11 protein-coding genes are annotated in these 23,250 nt (G+C 71.8%); all 11 read right to left on the minus strand.

Features of this window, described 5'->3' with window-relative positions; genetic code table 11:
• Window positions 1–24 precede the first annotated feature (24 nt).
• The 11 genes from ACWCP2_RS24920 to ACWCP2_RS24970 all read right to left on the minus strand — a co-directional run bounded on the left by ACWCP2_RS24920 (window position 25) and on the right by ACWCP2_RS24970 (window position 23,214).
• The gene (locus ACWCP2_RS24920) at window positions 25–1,254 is read right to left on the minus strand and encodes an aminotransferase class V-fold PLP-dependent enzyme (RefSeq protein WP_450910801.1); all 1,230 of its coding nucleotides are present in this window, start codon (window positions 1,252–1,254) and stop codon (window positions 25–27) included.
• Window positions 1,251–2,537 carry a phenylacetate--CoA ligase family protein gene (locus ACWCP2_RS24925; RefSeq protein ID WP_450910802.1) on the minus strand — a complete coding sequence of 429 codons (1,287 nt, stop codon included), beginning with the start codon at window positions 2,535–2,537 and terminating at the stop codon, window positions 1,251–1,253. The genes ACWCP2_RS24920 and ACWCP2_RS24925 overlap by 4 nt, the downstream gene beginning before the upstream one ends.
• Window positions 2,534–3,553, minus strand: coding sequence for a TauD/TfdA family dioxygenase (locus ACWCP2_RS24930; protein ID WP_450910803.1), 1,020 nt, complete (start codon window positions 3,551–3,553; stop codon window positions 2,534–2,536). Before ACWCP2_RS24930 ends, ACWCP2_RS24925 begins: the two co-directional genes overlap by 4 nt.
• Window positions 3,547–6,699, minus strand: a complete 3,153-nt coding sequence (locus ACWCP2_RS24935) for a non-ribosomal peptide synthetase (protein ID WP_450910804.1) — start codon at window positions 6,697–6,699, stop codon at window positions 3,547–3,549. Before ACWCP2_RS24935 ends, ACWCP2_RS24930 begins: the two co-directional genes overlap by 7 nt.
• Window positions 6,675–7,265, minus strand: a complete 591-nt coding sequence (locus ACWCP2_RS24940) for a DUF6817 domain-containing protein (RefSeq protein ID WP_450910805.1) — start codon at window positions 7,263–7,265, stop codon at window positions 6,675–6,677. The genes ACWCP2_RS24935 and ACWCP2_RS24940 overlap by 25 nt, the downstream gene beginning before the upstream one ends.
• A 55-nt stretch (window positions 7,266–7,320) precedes the next feature.
• Window positions 7,321–14,994 (minus strand): amino acid adenylation domain-containing protein, encoded by a 7,674-nt coding sequence (locus ACWCP2_RS24945; protein WP_450910806.1) that lies wholly within the window; start codon window positions 14,992–14,994, stop codon window positions 7,321–7,323.
• Between the two features lie 23 nt (window positions 14,995–15,017).
• Window positions 15,018–20,765 (minus strand): amino acid adenylation domain-containing protein, encoded by a 5,748-nt coding sequence (locus ACWCP2_RS24950; RefSeq protein WP_450910807.1) that lies wholly within the window; start codon window positions 20,763–20,765, stop codon window positions 15,018–15,020.
• A gap of 83 nt (window positions 20,766–20,848) precedes the next feature.
• Window positions 20,849–22,144, minus strand: a complete 1,296-nt coding sequence (locus ACWCP2_RS24955) for an MFS transporter (RefSeq protein ID WP_450910808.1) — start codon at window positions 22,142–22,144, stop codon at window positions 20,849–20,851.
• The gene (locus tag ACWCP2_RS24960; RefSeq protein ID WP_450910809.1) at window positions 22,135–22,398 is read right to left on the minus strand and encodes an MbtH family protein; all 264 of its coding nucleotides are present in this window, start codon (window positions 22,396–22,398) and stop codon (window positions 22,135–22,137) included. Before ACWCP2_RS24960 ends, ACWCP2_RS24955 begins: the two co-directional genes overlap by 10 nt.
• Window positions 22,399–22,485: 87 nt before the next feature.
• Window positions 22,486–22,626 carry a hypothetical protein gene (locus tag ACWCP2_RS24965; protein ID WP_450910810.1) on the minus strand — a complete coding sequence of 47 codons (141 nt, stop codon included), beginning with the start codon at window positions 22,624–22,626 and terminating at the stop codon, window positions 22,486–22,488.
• Window positions 22,627–22,848: 222 nt separating this feature from the next.
• Complete coding sequence (locus ACWCP2_RS24970; protein WP_450910811.1) at window positions 22,849–23,214, minus strand: hypothetical protein; 366 nt, start codon at window positions 23,212–23,214, stop codon at window positions 22,849–22,851.
• Window positions 23,215–23,250: the final 36 nt, after the last annotated feature.

Genomic DNA, 23,250 nt, shown 5'->3' on the forward strand with positions numbered 1-23,250 from the left:
GAACCGTTGACGGTGGGCATGGCGTCAGCGGCGCGCACCGACCGCGACCGGGCCGATCCACGCGAGAAGTTCGTCCAGCGCCTGGTAGAACCCCTCGATCTCCGAGACGTCGTTGTAGAGGTACGCCGAGACGCGCAGGATCTCTCCGCCGGCCAGCTCGGTGACCAGAGGCTGCGAGCAGAGGTGGCCGCTGCGCACCATGACCCCGTAGGAGTCGCTGAGCAGACGCGCGACCTCGCCGGTCGGGACGCCGCCGTCCAGCCGGAGGCTGGCGAGGGCGATCCGGCCGGTCAGCTCCGGGGGCCCGATCAGCCGCACCCCGGGCCGGGTGATCGCCCCGCCGACGAGGGCCGCGCACAGCTCCCGTTCGTGCCGGTCGAGCGCCGGGGTGTCCAGCGACTCCAGGTACCGGATGGCGGCCGCGCAGCCGATGACGGAGGCGATGGCCGGCGTACCCGTCTCGAACTTGTACGGGGTGCGCCGGTCGACGCTGCCTTCGAGGTCGACCCAGTCGACCATGCCCCCGCCGACGGCCAGCGGGCGCAGCCCGCCGAGCAGCGAGGTCTTCCCGTAGAGACAGCCGACGCCGGTGGGGCCGAGCATCTTGTGCATCGAGAACGCCATGAAGTCGACGTCCAGTTCGCGCACGTTGACGCGCTGGTGCGGCATGGACTGCGCGGCGTCGAGAACGATCACCGCGTCGCAGGCGGCGCGGATCTCGGCGATCAGCTCGGCCACCGGGTGGACGACACCCGTGACGTTGGAGCAGTGGGTGAGCGCGACCACCTTCGGCCGCCCGCGCAGCAGCCGGCGGAAGTGGTCGCGGTCGAGCCGGCCGTCGGCGTCCACCCGGGTCAGGGCGACCCGCCCGGCCCGCCGCCACGGCAGCAGCTGGGAGTGGTGCGCGTCCATGGAGCCCACGATGTACGCGTCCGGGTCCAGGCCCAGGCCGGCCGCGACCAGGTTCAGCCCCTCGGTGGTGTTCCGGGTGAGGACCACCTCGTTGGCCGCGGCGCCGATGTGGCGGGCGATCTCCACCCGGGAGGCCTCGTAACTGTCGGAGGCCTCCTCGGACAGCCGGTGCTTCCCGCGGTGGATGTTGGCGCCGTTGGTCTCGTAGTACTCGGTGATCGCCCGGATGACCGAGCGGGGCTTCAGGGTCGTGGCGGCGTTGTCGAGGTACGAGATCGACTGACCGTCGATCTCCCGCTGCAGCGCGGGGAAGTCGGCCCGGTAGACGTTCCGTTCGGTCATCGTGAACCTTCCACAGAGATTTGGGAGACGCACGGCTGGAACTTCCCGCTGCGCTCGCCGGCGATGTAGTCCACGGCTTCGACACGGAGGTCGCTGGGCGCGAGAAGTTCCCTCAGGCGGAGTTCGAGCGCGGCGGCGTCGCCGGGCCGCGCCCCGTCATTGGGCAGGTACCTGAAGGTGCACGCACCGGTCCGGTCCTGCTCCAGCTTGTAGAGGTCCATCCAGGGGGCGTCGCCGACCAGGCTGTCGATGGCGCCGGGGGTCACGGTGCGGCCGTCCGCCAGCTGGATCATGTGGGTGGCCCGGCCCTCGATCCTGACCAGCGGCAGCTCACTGCCACAGGCGCAGTCGCCGCCCAGGGGCGTGAACCAGTCGCCGGTGGAGTAGCGGATGCGCGGGACGAGGCCGTCGTCGACCGTGGTCACGTACAGCTCGCCCGTGCTGCCCTCCGGCACGGACCGGCCGTCCTTCACGAACTCCATGTAGAAGTCGCGGTTGTTGATGTGCCGCTGCCCGTGTTGGCACTGGAACCCGAGGTAGCCGAGTTCGGACATGCCGATCATGTCGCCGATCGGCACGTCCGGGCCCATGAACGCCTCGATCTGACGTCGCGCCACCCGGGTCATCAGGGTGTACCCGCAGACGATGTGCAGGCGGCGGGGCGAAGTGATCGTGCGGCCGAGCCGACGGGCCCACCGGGTCAGGAAGGCGAAGTGGGTCGGGTCCACCACGAGCAGGTCGGGCTCGTAGAGCTCGATCTCGTCGAGCGCCTTGACGATCTGCCACTCCGGGGTCGCCAGCAGGTCGTGCGCGACGGTGAGCACCAGGGTGCCGTCCGCCAGGACGCGGTCCTCCATGGTCGAGAAACCCGTGGCGCACTCCACGTCCGAGCAGTTCGGCGGCGCGAACCGGCAGATCCTGGGCCGGCTGCCGGGACGCCACAGGTCGTCGAAGCCGCGGTGCACGCCCAGCGCGGTCGCCTGCCGGCGGGCCAGATCGTAGGCCAGGATGGCGCTGTTGAGGCGCTCGCCGGAGGTTCCGGAGCTCTGGAAGCGCATGACGTGCGGGGAGTTGAGGGTGTACCCCTTGGCGAGGACGCCCGCCGGGAAGTTCCGGCGATAGTGCGCCTTGGCGGTCGGGGGGAGGCGCAGGAAGTCCTCCGGGCCCCGGATGTCCTCGGGGCGGAGGCCGCTGGCCTCCATGTGCCGGTGGAAGAAGTCGGTGTTGTCGAAGGCGTACGCGATCTCTTCCCGCACGGCTTCGAACAGGCCGGAGTCGCTCATGCCATGGCCACCAGGACGGTGCGTGCCCCGGAGTAGGGGTTCCTGCCGTGGGAGAACTGCTCGTTGTCGACGATCATGATGTCGCCCGCCTGCCAGGGCAGGGCGATCTCCTCCGGGGCGTAGGCGGCGCGGACGGCGGCCAGGTCGGCGGGGTCCAGGGGGGTGCCGTCGCCGTAGAGGGCGTTGCGGGGCAGCTCGTCCTCGGCGAAGTTCTCGCGGAGTTCGCGCTCCACCTCGGCGGGGAGCGAGCTGACGTGGAACAGGTGCGCCTGGTTGAACCAGACCTTCGTGCCGGTCGCCCCTGCCCGGAGGGTCGCCTGCACCACGTGCCGGGTACGCAGCCGTTCGCCGCCGAGCCACTCGGCCCGTATGCCGTGCTGCTCGCAGTAGGCGTCGACCTCGGCGCGGTCCTCCGTCTGGAAGACCTCCTGCCAGCTCAGGTCCATGCCGTGGCCGAAGTTGCGTACGTACATGACCCCGTGCCGCTCGAAACGCTCCCGGGTGGCGGCCGGAATCCGGTCGTACACGCGGCCGCTGTCCGCGATGGGCGTCTCGCCTCCGGTGGCGGCGGGGACCAGGCAAGTGAGGAACAGGGTGGCCGGCCAGGAGTCGGCGTACGACATCTCGTTGTGCTGGGGGATGGTCTGGTCGGCGGGGTACTCCGTCGAGGTGAAGACGTTGCCGTTGACCCGCTGCCGGGGAGTGGAGCGGTTGTCGTAGTCGCGCAGCCCGCCGTCGAGGGCGGTGACGAGCGCGGCCAGGCCCTCGGCGTCGACCGGGCTGAATCCGCGCAGCAGTACGGCGCCGTGCTCGGCGCGCAGCCGGGCCAGGGTCTGTCCGGAGCCGGCCAGCCACTCCCGGGCATCCAGGCCGGGCACGGTCGGCGTGCACGACACGGCCCGCGAGCCGTCGACGAGCGGAGCCACCCGGACCAGGGACTCGCTGTGGACGGATACGGACTTCCGGGACCGCGTGAAGAGTCCCTGGGGGCTCGAGGTCTTCCCTTGGGTCAACATGCCTCGTCCGCCTTCTTCTCGAGGAGCTGGTCGATGTACGCGGCGAGCTCCGACACGACGGGGAACTCGAAGAGGTTGCGCAGCTTGAAATTCACCTTGAACTCGTCGCGCACCCGGGAGACCAGCTGCGTGGCCAGCAGCGAGTGGCCGCCGATCTCGAAGAAGTCGTCCTCGGCTCCGGCCCGCTTGAGCAGCAGGAGCTGCGCCATGAGGGCGGCGATCCGCCTCTCGGTCTCCGTCCGGGGCTCTACGTAGGACGTGGAGCCCAGGCTGTAGGCGCCGGGCTCGGGGAGCATCTTGGCGTCGATCTTCCCGGTGCTGGTCAGCGGGAAGGCGTCCAGGGCCACCAGGTGGGCGGGCAGCATGAACTCCGGGAGGCGTTCGGCCAGGAACTCACGGAGCCAGTCCGCGTTCCCGCGGCCGCCCTCGCTGTCGGTCAGGTAGCCGACCAGGTGGGCGCCGGTGCTCTCGCCGGCCTCGACGATGAGGCTGCCGGTCACCCGGGGGTGCTGGCGCATGACGGCCTCGATCTCGCCGAGCTCCACGCGGAAGCCGCGCAGCTTGATCTGCCGGTCGACGCGGCCCAGGAACTCGATGGTGCGGTCGGGCAGGAACCGCACCTTGTCGCCGGTGCGGTACATCCGGGCCGAGGGGGCCGGGCTGAACGGGTCGTCGGCGAAGCGCTCCTGCTGTTCCGCCGTTCCGTCCAGGTAGCCCCGGGTCACGGAGGAGCCGCCGATCCAGAGCTCGCCCGGGAGGCCGGCGGGCAGCGGCCGGCGCAGGGGGTCCAGGACGTAGGCGCGGGCGTGCCGCATGGGGGTGCCGAGCGGGACGCTGGAGGCCAGCGCGGCCAGGTCGTTGGAGGTGGCCTGTCCGCAGAGCACCCCGACGGTGGTCTCGGTCGGGCCGTAGTGGTTGAAGAGCCTGGTCTCGCCGAGGTAGCCGCGGAACAGGTTGTACCAGCCCCAGCCGAACGGTTCGCCGCCCACGACGAGGGCTTGGCGCGGCATCAGCCGCTCCGGCGCCTCGGCCACCGTGAAGACGGCCTCCAGGTGCGACGGGGTGATCTTGAGGAGGTCGTAGTTCTCCCGGGAGAGCAGCTCCGACAGCGCCTGCGCGTCCGCGGACACCTCGGTGGGAACGACCAGGAGTTCGCCCCCGCTGACGAGCGGCGGGAACAGCGCGGTGTTGCCCAGGTCGGTGCCGAGGGTGCTCAGGGCGACCGAGTCGATCGGGCCGGTGAGGCCGAGCCGGTCGAGTACGCCGTCGAGGTAGGCCGCGAGCTGCCCGTGGCCGACCAGTACGCCCTTCGGCGTGCCGGTGGAACCCGAGGTGAAGATCACGTACGCGGGGTCGGCGTCGCCGGTCTCCACGTCCGGGCACGCGCCGTCGTGCTGGGCGCACACGGTCAGGGCGGCGTCCAGGAGGACGAGGTCGAGGCCGGCCGGGAGGTCCGCGGCGGTCCCGTCGGTGGCCACGGCGTACTCGAGACCGAGGCCTTGGACGACGGCCGTGCGGCGCATGGCGGGCAGGTTCGGGTCGAGCGGTACGTAGCCGCCGCCGGCCTTGGCGATCGCCAGCATGGCGACGAGGGCCAGGTCGGAGCGCTCCAGGCAGAGCCCGACCAGGGTCCCGCGCCGCACGCCGCGCGCGGCCAGCTCCGCGGCCAGGAGGTTGGCGGCCCGGTCGAGCTCCCGGTAGGTCCAGGTACGGGTGTCCGTACGGAGGGCGTTGGCGTCGGGAGTCCGCCGGGCGGTCCGCTCGACCTGCCGGTGCCAGTGGGGCCCCGGGGTGCCGGGGAGCTCCGCCGGGTTGGTGGCCGTGACGAGCTCGTGCGCGGCGGCGCTGTCCAGCATGGCCAGCCCCTCCACCGTGACCGTCAGGTCGCCGCCCAGTGCGGACAGGGCCGCCTGCAGGCAGACCAGGAGGGCCTCGGCACCGCCCTCGGCCATGCCGAGCACCTGGTGGCGCAGGGTGAGCCGGATCCCGCCGTCCAGGCCCTGGGCGAAGAGGGTGGCCTTGCGGGTGTCGTCGGACGGCTCGATGCGCAGGTCGGCATAGGACAGGGGGCAGTCCGCCGAGGTGAAGTCAGTGGTGTCGCCGAAGCCGAAACCAGGCAGGCCGGCGGTGTGCTGCAGGGCCGGGTCCATCGAGCTCTCGTCGGCCTGCTCGAAGCCGTCGATCTCCAGGCCGACCGCACGCAGCAGGTCGTCCAGCGTCGTCCCCTCGGCGATCGCGGCCTGGATCGGCATCGGGGTCTCGAACTGGCCGATCGACGTGAGCATTTCCTGGAACGGCCGACGCGTGAGCGTGGTGCCGACGGCCAGTCGTTCCGGCCTGCCGGCGGCATGCCAGAGGGCCGTGACCCAGCCGGTCAGCAGGACGCCGCGCAGACCTCCCTGGTACTCGGCACCGCGTGCACGCAGCCGCTCCGCCAGGGATGCGGGCAGGTTCCACTCCAGCTCCGCGCGGACCGGGTCGTCGGAGACGACTTCCAGCGGCAGGTTCAGTGGGGGCAAGCCAGCCAACTGCTGCACGCGGTCCGCCGCGCTCTCCTTCTGGCGGGCACTCGGGGTGCCCTCCTCGACCTGCCACTGCGCGTAGTCGGCGTACTGGACCACGTCGTCGCGGCTCCACGCGGTGCCGCTCAGCCGCGCGGCGTACGCCTGGCGCAGATCGCGGAAGAAGACCTCCACCGACGTGCGGTCCATGCTCATGCGCGGAGCCGAGAGGACGACCGACTGTCCCTGACCGGGCCGGGTGAAGAGGACCAGGCGCAGCTCGCCGACGGCGTCCTCGCCGGTGTCCGCGTGGAGTTCCCCGCGGATGATCTCGGCCAGGCGGGCGTCGTCGCCGGAGGCCTCGGACACGACGGCCCTCGGCTCGTCCTCGATCACCATCAGCACGGTGCTGTTGTTGCCGAGGACCCTGCGGTAGGCGGTGCGCAGGCTCTCGTGGGCCAGTGCCACGTCGTGCGCGGCACGCTCCAGCACGGCGCGGTCGACGGGGGCCGAGAGGGTCGCCGCGGCGACCGTCCTGGTCGTCAGCCCGCCGGCCACCAGGCCCAGTACGTGCTCCTGCTGCTTGGACAGGCAGAAGCCTTCCCAGGCGGCCTGGGAAATCAGTTGAGTTCCGGATCGATCCACAGCTGCCCCTTGGTGAACTTGTTCCATGTGTTGATTGCATCCGCGCCGAGGTGCTCGGTCGCGATCTGCCAGAATCCCGAATATTCGGCCGGCAGGTTGAGATGGGAGTGGCTGACCTGCTGCGGCATGTGCGCCAGCACGTCGCCCAGCTTCATGCGCAAAAGGTCTTCGAATGCGTCGGCATCCATGGGGATGTCCGCTCCGGTCCGCCGGTCCTTCATCTCCGGCTTTCCGTTGGGGCGCAACATGTTGCGGAAACTCTTGCCCAGGGAGTTGTAGTTCATGACGGAGAAGTTGTAGATCATCTCCTCCACCTGCGGGCCGACGACCGCTCGTACCTCGGCCCGTTTGTCTTCCGGAATGGACTCCACGTTGTCGTTGTGCAGCCCCTCGGTGCCGTAGACGCCGTGGAACAGGATGGCGAGGCAGACGTGGTCCGGCGCCTTCATGTCCTGCAGGATGTCGCAGGCCCGGAACATGTGGTCCAGCAAGGTCTCGTCCTGGTGCGCGATTTTGTGCAGACCCAGCCGGACGAGGTCGTCCCGGTATTCTTCAGCCTGAATCATTCGTCACTCCTCGTATTTCCTTTCATTGTTGCGGCGGTCGTCGGATCCCTCTGCGTCAGGCTTCCCGTACGGACACCCGCTGTGACTGGATTTCTTTCCAGGAGCGCTGCTTGCGCACTTCCTTCTTTCCTTCCCACAGGTTCTCCAGGGCCCGGTTGACGAGGCTCATCCTCAGATCCGGCTGGACCGACAGCAGCTTCACCAATTCGCTCAGGCAGTGCGTCAGGCGCTGCACCGTGGAATCCGAGAAGAGGTCGACGCGGTAGTCGATGCCGCCTTCCATCCCCCCCTCCGCGGTGGCCAGGAGGGTGAGCTTGATGTCGTGCACGGCGAGGAGGAATTCCGCGTCGATCTCCTCGGCCGCCATCCCGGGCAGGTCCCATTCGGGCAGCGGGACGTCCTCCAGCAGGAACCAGGTGCGGAACACCGGGGCCGATTCGCCGGCGCGGCGTTCCGGGCGGACGGCCTGCACGATGTGGTCGAACGGCACGTCCTGGTGCGCGTACGCCTCGAGCGCCCCTTCGCGGACCTCCTTCAGCACCTCGCTGAACGTGGGGTCGCCGGTGAACCGGGTGCGGATGGCGAGGCTGTTGACCAGGAAGCCGATCGTGCTCTCCAGCTGCGGGTGCGCACGGTGGCCGGCCGGAACGCCCACGATGATGTCCTGCTGCCGGCACCACCACTGGAGCAGTACCTGCCAGGCGGCGAGGTAGCCCATGAAGGTGGTGGCGCGCTCGGCGCTGCACACGCCCTTGAAGTCGGCGGCCACGACCGGATCGAGCGAGAAGGGTGCGCGGGCTCCCTCGATCTTCTCGGAGTCCGTGATCTCCCCTTCGGTGGGGAGGGCCAGGACGGGGAGCGGTGCGGCGAGCCGGCTGCGCCAGAAGTCGATCTGGGGCTTGAACTCGCCGGACTCGGCCTGTTCGGCCTCCCACACCGCGACGTCGGCGTAGTGCACGCCGGGCGCCGGCAGGACGGACTCGTTCCGGCTCCGGTAGAGCGCGCTGATCTCCCGGACCATGATCGAGGTGGACCAGCCGTCCCAGACGATGTGGTGGACGGAGACGACCAGGACGTGGTCCTGCGGGCCTTCCCGGAGCAGGCGCACCCGGAAGTGCGGTCCGTTCGCCAGGTCGAACGGGGTGCGCGCCTCCTCGGCGATCACCCGCTCCGGCGTCCACCGCTCCGGATCCTCCGCCGTGTCGAAGACCTGGAAGTCCAAGGGCTTTCCGGCGCCCGGGACTTGGTAGGGGGTGTCCCCGATGACCTCGAAGGACTGCGACAGGATGCCGTGGCGCTCGACGAACACCTCGAAGGCGCCGCGCAGAGCCGCGGTGTCGAGCGGTCCGGTGAGGCGGAACGGCTGGACCAGGTTGTAGGTGGTGTTGCCCGGGACGAGCTGGTCGTGGAACCAGAGGCGGGCCTGGGACGCGGTCAGGGGGGCCGGGGCCTCCGCGTGGTCGCGGGGGGTCGGCCCGGCCGCGGCGGCCGGTTCGCCGTCGGCGCCCAGTGCCCCGATCGCGGCCGCGATGGTCTCCAGGGTGGGGCTGTCGAAGATCACCCGGATGGGGATCTCGATGTCGAGGGCCTTGCGCAGGTGGAGCACGGTGCGCATGGCGGTCAGGGAGTCGCCGCCCAGCTCGAAGAAGTGGTCCTGCCGTCCGACGCGTTCCACCGCGAGCATGCCGGCCCAGACCTCGGCGATGACCTTCTCGATCTCCGTGCACGGCGCCTGGTAGCGGGCCGGCCCGGCCGGCTCGTCCGGCACCACCAGGGCCTGCCGGTCGACCTTGCCATTGGGGGTCAGCGGCAGTGCGCCGATGCCCAGCACGGTCTCGGGGACCATGTAGCCGGGCAGCTTGCCGCCGAGGAACGCGCGCAGGTCCGCCGGGATCGGTTCGCCCTCCTGGGGCACCACGAACGCGATCAGCCGTTTGGCTCCCTGCGGACGGCCGTGGACCACGGCCACCGCTCCGCGCACGGCGGGGTGCTGGAGCAGCGCCGCCTCGATCTCGCCGAGCTCGATCCGGTAGCCCTGGACCTTGACCTGGAAGTCCTCCCGGCCGAGGAACTCGATCTCGCCGCTCGGCAGGAACTGCCCCAAGTCGCCCGTGCGATAGAGGCGTTCACCCGTCTGCGGATGCCGTACGAAGCTCGCGGCGGTCTTCGTCCCGTCGCGCAGGTAGCCCTCGGCCAGGCCGGTGCCGCCGATGTAGAGCTGCCCGGGGACACCGGTGGGACGGGGTCGGAACGCCTCGTCGAAGACGTGGAACGTCTGGTTGCGCATCGGCCGGCCGTACGGGATGGACGGCCAGTCCGCCGGCACGTCCCCCACCGGGTGGAGGATGGACCAGATGGACGCCTCCGTGGCGCCGCCGAGGCTCACGATCTCCGGGGTGCCGAGGACCCGCCGGACGCGTTCCGGGAGGGTGACCGGGAACCAGTCACCGCTGAGCATGATCAGCCGCAGTGCCTCGCTGGTCACGCCCTTCACCGTCATGTGCTCGACCAGCAGCTCCATCAGCGCCGGTACGGAGTTCCACACGGTGACGCCGGCGGTTTCGGCCAGCTCCAGCCAGATCGCGGGGTCGCGGTGCGCGTCGGCGTCGGGGACGACGACGGCGCCGCCGACGGCCAGCGGGCCGAAGACGTCGTACACGGAGAGGTCGAAGCTCAGCGAGGACAGTGCCAGGGTGCGGTCCCGCTCGCCGATCGCGAACCGGTCGTTCACGTCGACGACGGTGTTGAGGGCGCCGCGGTGGCTGATCATCACACCCTTGGGCACACCGGTGGAACCGGAGGTGAAGATCACGTAGGCGAGGTCGCCGGGTTCGGCCGTCCGCGGGACGGGAGCGTCCGCGGCCGGTACGGCCGGCAACTCGTCCACGCGGAACACCGTGCCCTCGGCGCCCAGTGCGCCGACCATCCGGTCGGCGACCCGGGCCTGGGTCAGTACCGCCTTGACCTGGCCCTGGCCGAGCAGGAACCGGATCCGCTCCTCGGGCAGTTCCGCGTCCACCGGCAGGTACGCCGCGCCCGAGGCCAGGATCCCGAGGACCGCGGCGGACTGCTCCCAGCCCTTCTCCATCACCACGGCCACCAGGTCGTTCGGCCGCACCTCCAGCGCCGTCAGGCAGCCGGCGATCACCCGGGACCGCCCGGCGAGTTCGCCGTAGGTCAGCGTCCGGGTCCGCGTGATCAGGGCCGGGGCATCCGGTGTCCGGCCGGCCGACGCGAAGAACGGCTCGTGGAGCAGCCCGTGCGGCAGGTGGCCGGCGGTCAGGTTGTAGGTCTGCTGCATCTCCAGATCGGCGGCGGGAAGCAGGGACGGCAAGGACGCGTCCCACCGTGCTTCGTCGTCGGCGAGCCAGGCCAGCAGGCGCAGAGTGGCCCCGTGGATCGAGGCGACCAGCCCCGTCGGGAAGAGCTCGTCCACCGCGTCGATGTCCAGCACCAGCCGGCCGTCGGACTCGAAGACCTGGGCATCGATCCACACCTGCGGGGTCTGGGAGATGCTGAACACCTCCTCGCCGATCCCGGTGTCCTGGCCGTGGTCGAGGAAGAGACTGGTGAACACCGCCGGCATCGCCGCGTCGGGGCGGACCTTCCGCATCTCGCGCAGCACCCGGACACCGCTGAAGAGCCGGTGGTCGATGTCGGTCAGGAGCTGGTTGCGCACCGCGCGGGCGCGCTCGGCGAAGGAGTCCGTGCCGCAGGCGTCGACTTCGAGCAGCGTCACCGAGGTGAAGTCACCGACGACGGCGTCCACGCCCGGGTGCAGCGGCAGCCGGTTGGCCATGGGCAGGTTGAGCGTGAACCTGCGGTTGCGCGACCAGGTCGCCATGGCCTCGCTGTACGCGGCGATGAGCAGCGCGGTGGGGGTGATGCCACGGCCGGTGGCCGCCGCCTTGACCCGGTCCCACCGCTCCCTGTCCAGCGTTCCGCTGACCCGGCGGAACCGCGGCGCGTCGATGGTGCGCGGGTCGCGGGCGAGCGGCAGCTCGGGGGCGGGGGCGAACTCCGGCACGCGCTCGAGCCAGTACGCCTCCGCGCGCCGGTAGAGCTCGGTCTCCTCGAGGCTCGTCTCGGCCAGCACGTAGTCCCGGAAGGAGAGTTCGGGCTCGGGCAGTGCCATCTCCGGGTCGCGGTACAGCGCGGACAGTTCGCGCAGCAGCAGGTTCGAGCTGCGGGCATCGGTGATCAGGCCGTCGATGCTGTAGTGCAGACGGGTGCGGTCGCCGTCCAGGAGGGTGGCGCGGAGCTCGAACAGCGGCCAGTTCTCGGGGACGAAGACCTGGTGGGACATGGCGCCGCGGGTGGCCGCCAGGGCCTCCTCCACCTCCTGCGCCGGCAGGCCGCGGACGTCTTGGGTGGTGACCACGTACTCGGGGACCTCGGAGAGGATCTGCTGCTCGCCGCGCGGCAGCACGACGGCGCGGAGCATGCCGTGGCGCTGGATCAGGCGCCGGAACGCGCGCTCCAGCCGGGGCAGGTCCAGGCCCGTGGCCTCGAACTCCTCGTAGCCGTGCATACCGACGTTGCCGATGTCGAAGGCGCCGGTCCGGCCGATCCAGTAGGCCTGCTGCACGTCGGTCAGCGGGAAGGGCTCCGATGCGGCATCCGGGTCGGGCACGATGACCGGCAGCGGCTCCGACGGGGCTTCGCCCGTCGCGCCGCGGGCGGTGTCCACGGCGCGGGCCAGCCCGCGGATCGTGGGCCGGTCGATGAAGGTGCGGAGCGGGACGTCGACGCCGAGGAGGCCGCGGACCCGGGAGACGAGCTGGGTGGCGAGCAGCGAGTGCCCGCCCAGCTCGAAGAAGCCGTCCTCCGGGCCGATGGCGGAACCGCCGAGGAGGTCCGCGAAGATCGCGGCGATCTCCCGCTCGGTCGGGTCCGCGGGGGAGGGCGCCCCGGCGGACTCCGCTCCGGCGGCGGCCTCGGCAGCGGCGTCCCCGGCGGCGGTGGCCGAGGTCGCGACGGACCCGGCGGCGGTGGCCGAGGCCGCGACGGACCCGGTCGCGACGGACCCGGCATCCGGCGTCCCCGGCTTCGCCACGCCCTCGCTCCGGGATCCGTGGTCGGTAGGGGAAGCGAGCGGCGGGTCGATCCAGCAGTGCTCCCGCTCGAAGGGATAGGTGGGCAGGACCGTCCGGTACGGCAGGGGCCCGCCGGCCAGCGCCTCCCAGTCGATCGGGACGCCCTGGCACCACAGCTCGCCGACAGCCGTCAGCGGAGCGGACTCGTCGGCCCCGCTCGGCAGACAGGCGACCGCGTCGCACCCGGCCGCCCGGGCCAGCCGGGTCAGCACCTGTCCCGGACCGGCTTCGAGCACCGCGGCCCCGGTGTCGCGTACGGCGCCCAGGGCGTCGTCGAAGCGCACGGTGGAGCGGATCTGCCGGGCCCAGTACGCCGGGCTGACGGCCTGCTCGTCGGTGATCCAGTCCCCGGTGACGTTCGACAGGAACGGGATGCGCGGCGGCGAGAGCGTGATCCGCGCCGCCTCCGCCTCGAAGGCCGCGGCGGCGCCCTCCATCAGGCGCGAGTGGAAGGCGTGCGAGGTGCGCAGGCGCTTGGAGACCACCCCGCGCTCGGCGAGCCGGGCCTCGAAGCTCACGATGGCGTCGGCGGGACCGGCGACCACGCATTCGTGTGCGCCGTTGACGGCCGCGAGGTCCACTCCGTCCAGCAGCGGGAGGATCTCGCTCTCCGGCAGCGGTACGGCGGTCATCACACCGGCTGGTGCGTCCTGCATGAGCCGGCCGCGCGCGGCGACCAGGCACAGGGCGTCCTCCAGGGACATCACGCCCGAGAGGCAGGCGGCCACCAGCTCGCCGACGCTGTGCCCGAGCATGGCCACCGGGCGGACGCCCCACGACTCCCAGAGCCGGGCCAGCGCGTACTCCACGACGAAGAGCGCGGGCTGGGCGGTCGAGGTCCGGTGGATCGACGCGTCGTCCTCGGGCAGCGGACAACCGAGCCCGAGGACCGGCCGGACGTCGACGCCGGTCAGGGCGCGCAGCAGGGACGCCGCACGGTCGGCCTCCGCCCGGAACACCGGCTCCCTGCGGACCGTGTGCCCCATGCCCGCGTACTGGGCGCCCTGCCCGGGGAAGGCGAGGACCACGTCGCGGTCACCGGAGGTGCCCGCCGTGACATGGCGCACCGGGACCCCGGAGCCGAGTGCGTCGACCGCCCCGGCGGTGGTGCCGGCGACGACGAAGCCGCGGTACGGCAGCTGCCGGCGGCCCCGCTGCAGGGTGCGGGCCACTTCGCCGATGCGCTCGTGCGGGTGCGCCGCGAGGTGGTCGGCGAGGTTCCCGGCGGCCTTCCGCAGCGCGGTGGGCGTGGCGGCGGAGAGCGGCAGGACGTGTCCCGTACGGCCCTCCGCGGCGGCGGGGGCGCGTACGGGAGCCTCTTCGAGGACCACGTGCGCGTTGGTGCCGCCGATGCCGAACGAGCTGACGCCGGCGCGCAACCGCTCGCCCTCCCACGGAGTCAGGGCCGTATTGACGTGGAACGGGCCTTCGTCCAAGTTGAGTTGCGGGTTCGGCGCCGAGAAGTGCAGCGAGGGCGGCAGCTGCCGGGCCTTCAGCGAGAGAACGACCTTGATGAGACCGACCACGCCGGCCGCGGTGTCCAGGTGGCCGACGTTGGTCTTCACGGAGCCGAGGGCGCAGCCGCCGACCGGACCGTCGCCGAAGACGCTGTGGAGCGCGGCCACTTCGATGGGGTCGCCCAGGGGCGTGCCCGTGCCGTGCGCCTCGATGTAGGAGATGCTGGACGGCTCGACGTCGGCCACGGCGTAGGCCTCCGCGATCACATCGGCCTGGCCCTCGACGCTGGGAGCGGTGAAACCGACCTTGCGCGCACCGTCGTTGTTGACGGCGGAACCGCGGATCACCGCGTGGATGACGTCACCGTCGGCCAGGGCGTCCTCGAGGCGCTTGAGCACGACCACGGCGGCGCCGCTGCCGGCCACGGTCCCGTCCGCGGCCTCGTCGAACGCCCGGCACGTCCCGTCGGAGGACTTGATGCCGCCCTCCTCGTAGCGGTACCCCCGGCGCGGCGCGATCACGGTCGCGCCGCCGGCCAGGGCCACGTCGCACTCCCCGCTGCCCAGGGCCTGGCAGGCCATGTGGACCGCGACCAGGGAGGTCGAGCAGCCGGTCTGGACGCTGATGCTCGGACCGCGCAGGTCGAGCTTGTAGGAGACGCGCGTCGGCACGAAGTCCTTGTCGTTGCCGAGGGAGGTCTGGAACGCACCCACCCGGTCGATCAGGTCGCCGTTGGGAAGCAGGTTGTGGTGCAGGTAGCTGCTCTCGCCCACACCGGCGTAGACACCGGTGACCCGGTCCGCCTGGTCGCCGGGGCCGGACGGAAAGGCACCCGCGTGTTCCAGGGCCTCCCACGCGCACTCCAGCATGAGCCGGTGCTGCGGGTCGAGCATCTGGGCCTCGCGCCGGGAGAAGCCGAAGAAGGCCGTGTCGAAGCCCGCCGCGTCGTGCAGGACGCCGAGCCTGCGGACGTAGTCCGGGCGGACGAGGTCCTGCGGTGCGACGCCGGCCGCGAGGAGTTCCTCGTCGGTGAAGGTGCTGATCGACTCCACGCCGCCGCTCAGGTTGCGCCAGAAGGCGTCCGGGGTGTCGGCGCCGGGAACGCGCAGGGCCATGCCCACGACGGCGACCGCACCGGCGGGTGACCCTCCGTCGTCCGTGATCTTGTCTGTCATGCGTGTCTCCAAGGTTTCGTACGTCACCGCGCGGTCCTCCGCGGTGTCCGTGCGCGCAGCTGTGCCTTACGTGCGGCCGCCCGGTGGCGCCCCGCCTCGCCGGTGGTGGCAGGACGGGCCCCGTCGTCGGCGAGATGCCGGGACAGGCTCCGGACGGTGGGGAACCGGAACAGATCGCCCACGGGGATCTGCCGTCCGAGCCGTTCCGTCAGCCGGGCCTGCACCCGCAGCATGAGCAGCGAATGCCCCCCGGCTTCGAAGAAGTTGTCCTCCGCGCCCACCGCTTCGACCCCCAGCACCTCGGTCCAGACGTCGGCGACGAGCCGTTCCATCCCGCCCCTGGGCGGGATGCGCGCGGGGAGTCCGCCCCCGGTGCCGGGGTCCGGCAGGGCACGGCGGTCGATCTTGCCGCGCTCGCCCCGCGGCAGCCCGTCCATGAGGACGATCGCGGTGGGCACCATGTACTCCGGCAGCCTCGCCGCCAGGTGCTCGCGCAGGTCGGCGGCCGTGGCGGCGCCGGCGAGTGCGGCATATCCGGCCAGTGCGGGGCGGCCCGGTACGTCCTGGCGCAGCATCACCACCGCCTCGCGGACCTCCGGGTGGGCGTTCAGCGCGGCCTCGATCTCACCGAGCTCGATCCGGAAGCCGCGCAGTTTGACCTGGTCGTCTTCGCGGCCGAGGAACTCCAGCGTTCCGTCGACGGCGGCGCGGCACCGGTCGCCGGTGGCGTACATGCGCTCCCCGGGCAGCCCCCAGGGGTCCGGGAGGAACACCGCGGCCGTCCGGCCGGGGTCCCCGAAGTAGCCCTGGGACACGCCGGGGCCGGCGAGATGGAGGTCCCCGTGGACGCCGGGAGGAACCGGCCGGAGCAGCTCGTCCAGCACGTAGGCGCGCACGCCCGGGAGCGGCCTGCCGATCGGTACGGTCGCCCCGCCCGACATCTCCGGGGCGGGCTCGTGCAGGGTGGCCGTGATGGTCGTCTCCGTCGGGCCGTAGGCGTTGAGCCAGCGCACCCCGGGCGGGGCCGCGGCCTGCCATTCGGCGAGCCGGCCCGCGTCCACCCGCTCGCTGCCGACCACCACGAGCCGCAGGGCCGGGAAGCCGGTCACCGGGTGGCGGTCGAGCACGGACACCCACTCGTGCCAGTACGAGGCGGGCAGGTTGAGGACGCTCAGCCGTTCCTTCCGGGCCAGCTCCGTCAGCTCGGCGATGCCGGGCACCGGTCCGTCCGGGAGCAGGACCACCTGCCCGCCCCGGATCAGGGTGGCGAACAGCTCCTCGGCGGCCACGTCGAAGGCGAGGGAGGCGAACTGGAGGACCCGGTCGTCCGGACGCAGCCCGTACCGGTCGGCCACGGCCCGCAGCGTGTGGGCCAGGTTGGCCTGCGTGACGCACACGCCCTTGGGCGTTCCGGTCGTGCCGGAGGTGTAGAGCACGTAGGCCGTTGCCATCGGGTGGACGGTGCCGGCGGTCCGGTCCGGCGCCGGGCCGCCCGCCCGGAGCGCCTCCTCGACGGTGGTGAAGGGGACACCGCCGGTCTCCGGTACCCCGGCTGCCGCGGAGCCCAGGACCATCACGGCCCGGGAGTCGGCGAGCACGTGGCCGAGCCGGCGCTGCGGAGCCGCGGTGTCGACCGGGACATAGGCGGCGCCGGCCTTCATGACCCCCATGAGCGCCGCGGGCCAGTCCAGGCCGCGGTCCATGCGGACGACGACCGTGCTCCCCCGCGTCACCCCCCGGTCCAGCAGGTGGGCGCAGATCCGGTCCGAGCGGTCAGCCAGTTCGGCGTGGCTCACGGACCGGCCGCTCTGGCTGACCGCGGTCCGTCCGCCCCAGCGGCCGGAGGCCTCCGCGAGCAGCCCGAGCAGCGTGGCCGGAGCCGGCGAGGGGGCGCCGGCGGGCTTCTCCGGCCGGCTGCCCACCAGGGATGCCCGCTCGGCGGCGTCGAGCACCGACACCTCCGCGAGCCGGGTGTCGGGCGCCGTGAGGACGGTCTCCAGCAAGGTGGTGAACCGTCCCGCGAACCGCTCGACGCTCTCGCGGTCGAACAGGTCGACGTCGTACTCGATCGTGCCGCGGAGCGCCCCGTCCTCGAGGGTGGACTCCTCCCAGACCAGGGTGAGGTCGAACTTCGCGACCGGGTTGGCCGGCTCGTGCACGGCCACCGTCAGATCCGGCGCGACGCGCATCCGCTCGGGCACGTTCTGCATGGCCATCATCACCTGGAACAGGGGGGTCCGGCTCGGATCGCGGGGCGGCCGGACGGCCTCCACCACCTGCTCGAACGGCAGGTCCTGGTGCTCGAAGGCGCCCAACGCGCCCTCCCGTACGGTCCCGAGGAACTCCGCGAAGGTCTGCCGCTCGTCCCAGCGCGATCGCAGCACCAGCGTGTTCACGAAGTAGCCGACCACGTCTTCGAGTTCGGGCCGGGAACGGCCGGACGCCGGGGTGCCGACACTGACGTCCCGGACCCCCGCGTACCGGCCGAGCAGGAGCGAGAGGACGGCGATCAGGGTCATGAAGCGGGTCGCGCCGAGGGCCCGGCTCACCTCGCCGAGGCGGGCGGTCAGTTCGGCCGGCAGCCGTACCGCGACGGTGTCCCCGATGTGCCGGGGGGAGGCAGGGCGCGGGCGGTCGGTGGGAAGGTCGAGGACGGGCCGCGCGCCGGCCAGGCAGGCGCGCCAGTAGCCCCGTTGCTCCTCGCGGAGCGGACCGTCGAGGAGCGCGCGCTGCCAGACGGCGTAGTCCGGGTACTGGACGGGGAGCGGGGACAGTGCGGGTTCGCTCCCGTCGCCGAGCGCGGCCCGGTAGAGCGCTCCGAGGTCGCGGAGGAGCACCCCGACGGACCCGCCGTCGATGACGGCGTGGTGCGCGGTCATCAGCAGGACGGACCGCCGCTCCTCGACGCGCAGGAGGCGGAGGCGGACGAGCGGGCCGCCGAGGAGCTCGAACGGCCCTACGGATTCCTCCCGTACGCGCCCGGCGACCGTCCGGGTCCGCTCGGCCGCGGGCACGTGCCGCAGGTCCTCCGTGGTCAGCTCGATGCCGTCGCCGTCGTCCGTCACCTGGACCGGCTCGCCGTACGAGGTCTCCACCAGCCGGGTGCGCAGCGCCGCATGGCGCCGGAGCAGCTCCCGCAGGGCCGAGCGCAGGGCCGCCGGATCGAGGGGGCCCGTGAAGGTCAGGGCGAGGGGGACGTTGTACAGCGGGCTGCCGGGAGCCAGCCGGTCGAGGAACCAGAGCCGCTGCTGGGCGTAGGAGAGCGGCTGGGGCCCGCTACCCACCGGCAGGATCGGCAGGTGTGCCCCGGCGGAGCCGGCCGCCGCGGCGCGGCGCGCGAACCCCGACACGGTGGGCGCCGCGAACAGGTCCCGCAGGCCGAGCACCACCCCGAGTTCCCCGGCGACGCGGGCGACGGTCTGGGAGGCCAGCAGCGAGTTCCCGCCGAGCGCGAAGAAGTCGTCGTCGGCGCAGATGTCCTCGGGCCCCAGCAGCTCCGACCAGACCCGGGCGACCAGCTTCTCCGTCGCTCCCCGGGGCGGGACGCCGGACCCGGAGAGGGCGCCGTCCGCTGCGGCAGGCTCGGGCAGCGCCTTCAGGTCCGCCTTGCCGTTCGGCGTCATCGGCAGCTCGTCGAGGGTCACGTACCAGGTGGGAACCATCGCGGCCGACAGCCGTTCCGCGAGGAAGGACCGCAGCGCGTGCGGTTCGGCCCGCTTGCCGTCGGCCAGGACGAGGTACGCGGCCAGGGCCGTCCGCTCGCCCTCGCCCTTCACGGCGACCACCGCTTCACGCACGCCCGGGCAGCTGTGGAGCACGTTCGCTATCTCGTCCGGCTCGATGCGTACGCCGCGGATCTTCACCTGGCCGTCGGCGCGGCCCAGGTACTCCAGCTCGCCGTCCTCCCGCCACCGGGCGATGTCTCCCGTGCGGTAGAGGCGCTCGCCGTCGCCGAACGGGCTCGGTACGAAGCGCTCGGCCGTCATGCCGGGGCGGCCGGTGTAGCCGCGGGCCAGACCGGCCCCGCCGATGTGGAGCTCGCCGGGGACGCCGACGCCGGTCTCCCTGCCGTGGCGGTCGAGCACGTGCAGGACGGTGCCGGTGATGGGGCGGCCGATGGGGACCCGGCCATCCGTCGTCGGGGTCGCGATGTCGTGCCGGCTCGCGATGGTGGTGCCCTCGGTCGGGCCGTAGGCGTTCACCAGCCGGACCCCGGGAGCGGCCGCCCGTACGGCGTTCACCCGCCGGGCGTCCGCGGCCTCGCCGCCGAAGAAGAGGGTGCGCAGGGGCGCGAACATGGCCGGGTCGGCGTCGGCGCACCGGTGGAACACGGCCGTGGTGAGCAGCATCGTGGTGATGCCGTCGGCGGCGATGCGCGCACGCAGCGCGGCCGGGTCGAGGACCTCGTACTTGGGCACGCCCACCAGGCGGGCGCCGTTCAGGAGCGCCCCCCAGATCTCGAACGTGGCGGCGTCGAAGGAGGTGTTGGCCACCTGGGCCACCACGTCGGACGGGCTCCAGCCGAGGTAGTCGGTGTCGCACACCAGGCGCACGATCCCGCGGTGGGTGATCGCCACACCCTTGGGCAGGCCGGTCGACCCGGAGGTGTAGAGGACGCAGGCCTGCTGCTCGGGGTGGGGCGGCCGGAGACCGGCCGGTGCGGCGGGCAGGGCCGAGAGGTCACCGATCCGCAGGACGGGCACCTCGGTCACGAAGGTGAGGTCGCGGTCGGCGAGGACCAGGCGTGCCCCGCTGTCCGCCACCATGTGGGCCAGCCGCGCGTCCGGGTGGCCCGCGTCCAGCGGCAGGTACGCCCCGCCGGCCAGCACGACCGCGAGCATGGCGACGACCAGGGCCGAGGACTGCTCCACGGCCAGGCCGACGACGCTCTCCTCCCGTACGCCGCGTCCCCGCAGCACGCCCGCCATCTGCTCGGCGCGGCGCCGGAGTTCGCCGTAGGTCAGCACCTGGTCCGGGAAGTCCAGCGCCACCGCGTTCGGCGTGGTGAGGGCGATTTCCAGGAAGGCCTCGACCGCACTCGCCGCGGAGTTCCGCGCCGGTTCCGTCCCCCAGGCGGCCAGGAGTGCCCGCTCCTCGGCGCCGGTGTGCACGAGCTCGCGGAGGGCGGATTCCGGTGCGGCGAGGGCCGATTCCAGCAGGGCCGTGAAGTGGCCCGCGAACCGCTCCACCGTGGCACGGTCGAAGAGGTCGGCGTCGTACGCGAACTCACCGCGCAGCGCTCCGGTTTCGGGCGCGCTCTCGTCCCAGAGCAGGGCGAGGTCCACGGGGACGGCGGGACGGGAGTCCCGCGCGGCCGTCACCGTCCTGAACAGCGGCGTTCGGCCGGCGTCACCGGCCGGCCGGATCGCTGCCAGAACCTGCTCGAAGGGCACGTCCTGGTGTGCGAGGTCCGCAAGGATTCCGTCCCGCACCAGCGCGAGGAACGCGGCGAAGCTCATCGCCTCGTCCCAGCGCGACCGCAGGGCAAGGGTGTTGCCCGGGTCGCTCTGCGCGGGGATGCCGACGCAGACGTCGGTGGCTCCGGCGTACCGGCCGAGCATCAGTTGGAACACGGCCGTCAGCACCGTGGACCGGGTGGTCCGGTGGGCGCCGGCGATCCGGTCCAGCCGCTCGGCGGTCGGGCTGCCGAGCACGATCGGTACGGAGCCTGCGGCGGTACGCCGTACAGGGGGCCGCATCCGGTCGGTGGGCAGCCCGGACGAAGAGGGCGTGTCTTCGAGCCGGTCCCGCCAGTATGCGAGGTCCGCCACGTGGGGGTTCTCCTTCGGAGGGCATGGCTCACCGGCGGTGGGACGGGGCGGGCCCGTCCGACCGCTGCGTTGAGCGGGATTTCTCAGTGGGAGCCGACGGGGCTCGGCTCGGCCGAGTCGTCCGACGGCGTCTGCGGATGCCGCATCCGGCGCACCGGGGAGAGGAGCAGGAGCACCGCGGGCACGAAGAGGCCGGCGGCCGAGATCACGAGGGCCTCGCGCAGCCCGAGGGCGCTGGCCAGGGCTCCGCCCATCAGGGAGCCCAGGGCGAGGGTTCCCCAGGAGATCGAACGCACCGTGGCGTTCACCCGGCCCTGGAGGTGGTCGGGAGTGATCGACTGACGGAAGCTGATGACCGTCACGTCGAACACGGGGATGCCGAAGAACCCGATGAAGGTGGCAGCACCCGCGAGGACGACGGAACCGGTGGTGTTCCCGTCCACGAGGGACAGCAGGAGGAATCCGACGCCGGGCAGGGCCAGCGCGGACACCAGGGTCGGGCCGAGGCCCAGCCAGTCGTTGAACCGTTCGGACAGCAGGGCGCCCGCGAGTCCACCCAGGCTGCCGACCGCGACGATCAGGCCGACGGCCGTGGAGCCGATCCCGGCCTCACGGATGAGGAAGAGGAAGTAGAGGGCCATCACCGAGCTGAAGAACAGGCTGAGGAAGAAGACCGCGAAGGTGCACCAGCGGAGCAGCGTGCTCCGGGCGACGACGGCGAAGCCTTCGCGCAGCGAGGCTCCGATGGACGGCTTCTCCTCGGCGTCCCCCTCCTTCTGGGGGGCGGCGTCGGCCGGCATCCCGATCAGGGCGAGGGCGGAGACCAGGTAGCTGACGGCGTCGATGGCGATCACCGCGGGCGCACTGATCACGCTGATCAGACCGCCGGCGATGCCGGGGCCCGCGACCTCCGCGGCCGAGGCGGAGGCCTGCAGCTTGCTGTTGGCCTCCATCAGCCGTTCGCGTTCGACGAATCCCGGAAGATAGGACATGTAGGCGATCTCGAAGAATACCGTCATGACACCCACCAGGAATGTCACGAGCAGGAGTTGAGAGATCGTCAGGATGTCGAGCGCATAGGCCACGGGAATCCAGGCAAGTGCGAAGAACCTGATCAGATTCGCAAGGATGAGAATCGGCCGCCGGGCTCGGCGGTCCACCAGAACACCGACGAAGAGGCCGAAGAGCAGGAACGGCAGCGTTTCGAGCGCGCTCAGCAGTCCCGCTTGCATGGGCGTCGCCTCAAGGGTGACCACCGCGGTGAGGGGCAATGCGACGTACGTCACCTGCGTGCCCAGGAAGGAGATCGACTGGCTCGACCAGAAGAGGGCGAATGCCCTGTTCCGGAAGATTGATCCAGTGTGGCCGGTTACCCCCACGGGGAACCTCCGGATTCGATGGGAGAAGGGGTGGAATTCCGCCCCCGCGATGCGAAGTGCGCCACGAGGCTGAGCGGCCGCATGTCCGTCCACTCCGCGGTGACGAAGTCGATGCAGGCGGCGCGGTCGGCCGCACCGTGGGTGACCGTCCAGCCGGCGGGGACCTGCGCGCATTCGGGCCACAGTGCGTACTGGCCTTCGAGGTTGACCACCACGAAGAAGCGGTCATGGGGTTCGTTGAGCGGATTCGACATCGCACCTCTTTGCTGCCTGAGACTGTTCTCGTTCGCCCGCTGCCGTACGGCGTCGCACTCGGGTGGTCCGAGTGGAGCCGGCGGGGCTCAGTCCCAGGCCCAGTTGTCGGTGTTGCCGTGCGACAGCGTTCCCGTGGCCGGCTGCTCGCCGACCGACTGGGTGGCGTGGGTGGTGACTTCGGAGGCGTCCGCCTGCGCGGTGGAAATCGATGGAATGGCGAGGAGCACGGAAAGCAGTGCTGCCCGGGAAACCCACGTCGTACATCGGTTCATTCTCGCCTCGCTGGTTTCGGCCGCAATCGAGCGGCATGTCTGAACTGGTCGGGAAGAGGCCGGGGAGTTCCCACCCGGCGGTCCGTTCCACTGTGAGGAAGGCGTCCCCCCGGCTGCCTGGATCAATCCTGGCTCCACCGAAACTCGATGTCAGCCCCTGCCGCTGGCCTCAGTAGGTCATGGCAACCATGTGCCATCTCCACCGGAACTGTTCGCCCCGTTATCCGGAATGGCCAATTCCCTTGTCGCCCAGACACCGAGGTACAGATCGCAGGCACAGGACACAAGTCGCCAGTCGGTCAGTCGGGTGAGCGCGAGCCAGGAGGTCCAGGCGGCGAGCGTCAGCCGCTCGGCCTGCCTCAGATCGGTGGCCACGACGAAGGTCATGGCCACGACGTAGGGCGGCGTGAGGACCGCCGCGATGTGCTCGATCCCGGGCTGCGGGTCGTCGCGCTGGAGCCGGCCGGCCACGGCCTCCCAGGATTGCCGCCCCGGGGACGAGGGATGTTCGGCCGGTTGCAGAACGACCTTGATGGCATACACGCAGTCACCGTAGGGGCGGGTACGGCGACCGGGACG

It is taken from the genome of Streptomyces sp. NPDC002104 (assembly GCF_053593795.1).

Bases quoted from the DNA above. Each gene is read 5' to 3' on its own strand.
- ACWCP2_RS24920 (WP_450910801.1), bottom strand. From the start codon at position 1,254: ATGACCGAACGGAACGTCTACCGGGCCGACTTCCCCGCGCTGCAGCGG.
- ACWCP2_RS24925 (WP_450910802.1), bottom strand. From the start codon at position 2,537: ATGAGCGACTCCGGCCTGTTCGAAGCCGTGCGGGAAGAGATCGCGTAC.
- ACWCP2_RS24930 (WP_450910803.1), bottom strand. From the start codon at position 3,553: ATGTTGACCCAAGGGAAGACCTCGAGCCCCCAGGGACTCTTCACGCGG.
- ACWCP2_RS24940 (WP_450910805.1), bottom strand. From the start codon at position 7,265: ATGATTCAGGCTGAAGAATACCGGGACGACCTCGTCCGGCTGGGTCTG.
- ACWCP2_RS24945 (WP_450910806.1), bottom strand. From the start codon at position 14,994: ATGACAGACAAGATCACGGACGACGGAGGGTCACCCGCCGGTGCGGTC.
- ACWCP2_RS24960 (WP_450910809.1), bottom strand. From the start codon at position 22,398: ATGTCGAATCCGCTCAACGAACCCCATGACCGCTTCTTCGTGGTGGTC.